At 65.7% G+C, this 1814-nt stretch carries 1 protein-coding gene; it reads right to left on the bottom strand.

The window, feature by feature from the left end; all coding sequences use genetic code 11:
* Window positions 1-167 precede the first annotated feature (167 nt).
* Window positions 168-1748, bottom strand: a complete 1581-nt coding sequence (locus tag QMK34_RS47305) for an IS1182 family transposase (protein ID WP_326421600.1) — start codon at window positions 1746-1748, stop codon at window positions 168-170.
* Window positions 1749-1814: the final 66 nt, after the last annotated feature.

Raw genomic sequence — 1814 nt, 5'->3', positions numbered from 1 at the left:
CTAGGAGGCTGCTGAATATGGGTGGTTCTGGGGCTGACTGCCTGAGACGTCCGAGGTGCGGACAGTGAGCGTAAGGCCGTGACGCGAACCGTCCGGATCGTGAGAGGGCCTCTGGAGGGCTGTTGATGCCGGTGGGGGCGCCGATCAGCCGGCCTGTGTGGTGACTGTCAGGCGGTGTGGGCTGTCAGAACCCAGACTCCTGCCGTGCGGGTGAGTCCGCGTCCGATGAGGTTGCGCAGGTTGAGTCCGGCGGTGCGGTGGGTGAGCCAGGCGGTGTTTTTGGTGGTGCCTCGGTAGCGGAGTTTGAGGCGGCGGCCGCCGCGGCTGGCGATCTGGGAGATGACGCGTTCCACGTTAGGTCGGAACGTGCGGTATTTCTCTCGCATTTCAGGCTGCTCGGCCCAGTCGCGGCGGGCCCTGCGCAGCAGGCTGTCGTGGGTGTGCAGATTTAGGGTTCGGCCGGTTTTGGAGGTGGTGCACGCAGCGCGGAGCGGGCAGTCGCGGCACAGTTTGCCGAAGCTCGCCGATCGTGCCGGGGTGATCGGGCGGGTGTTCCCGGCCGGGCAGGTCACCGTCTGCGGGTCCTCGCTGACGGTGAAGTCGTCGATGGTGAATCCGCCCTCGACGGGTGCCCGCACGGGCATGGGTTTGATCACGGCCTCGTTGCCTGCGTCGGCGATCGCGCCACGCAGATCCCCGGTGCCATAAGCGGAATCTCCGTACCACTCGCATGTTTCATCTTCGGTGTCCAGGAACTTCGCCGCCACCGCTGGATCGGAGTTCTCGGTCCCGGCGGCCTTGGTGAGCGCTTCGTCGGTGATGATTCCCGTTTCTGGTTCCGCCGCCACGTGCGCCCGATACCCGTCCCGCCGGTTCTCCGGCGATTTGCGGGTATGCCGCGCATCCGGGTCCGCAGTGGACACGACTCGGTCGGGGGCGACTTTGCGGGCGATCCGCCACCGCCCATCGGTGCCATCGGATCCTTCGGCGGGCTCGACATCCTGCCCCGCGACCAACGCCAGCAGCGCCAGCGCCGAGGACGCCGGCTCGTCCCACTCGTCCTGATCTACCTCGGCGAACACGGCAAGCACCGCGTTCGCGTCGTTGACCAGGGCCGACACCAGCCTGTCTTTAGCGCCGGGCTCGTCCCAGTCGATCCTGGGTTTCCCCGCAGTGGAGTAGTCATGCCCGGTGCACACCGCCACGACCTGCTCGGCAGCACCGGGCACCAGCCGTCCGACCCGCCGGATCGCCGAGATCAGCTGGGTGATGGTGTCCTGAGTGGCGACCGCGTCGGCCAGGATCGTGGAATCCACCGCACGTTTACCGCGGCCACGCAGGATCCCGGTCGCTTCCACGACCGTGCGCACCGCTTCGTTGATTCGATGCGGCCGGTCGGACTTGGCCAGCCGCTTGCGCCAGTACACCAGCGTGGACGGATCGAAACCCTTGTGATTCAACGACATTCCGGTCGCGACCTTCCATCGCAGATCACACCGGGCTGTCTCAGCGGTCTCCCGATCCGAGAGATCATGCAAGACTTGCAGCACCAGGATCGATGCCATCACAGACGCCGGGATCGACGGACGGCCCTTGCCCGAGGGAAACAGATCCTCGAACTGTCCATCAGGGAACACGCCCTGGCGATGCTCGGCCAGGAACGCGAAGATGCTGCCCTCAGGCACAAGATGACCGACCAGTGCTCGCGCGTCCAGAAACTCCCGATCCGCCCGCTCCACACCCTGCATGACACTATTCTCCCAGCTCAGCATGCCATTTCAAGGAGACACGCCGATTATTCAGCAGCCTCCTAG

Origin of the sequence: Amycolatopsis sp. H20-H5 (genome assembly GCF_035828755.1) — a bacterium.
Lineage (GTDB): Bacteria > Actinomycetota > Actinomycetes > Mycobacteriales > Pseudonocardiaceae > Amycolatopsis.
Note: the sequence above shows the minus strand (reverse complement) of the source record. Positions and strands in the feature narration are given on the sequence as shown.

Coding starts and splice junctions, on each gene's coding strand:
- QMK34_RS47305 (WP_326421600.1), bottom strand. CDS start 1,748: ATGCAGGGTGTGGAGCGGGCGGATCGGGAGTTTCTGGACGCGCGAGCA.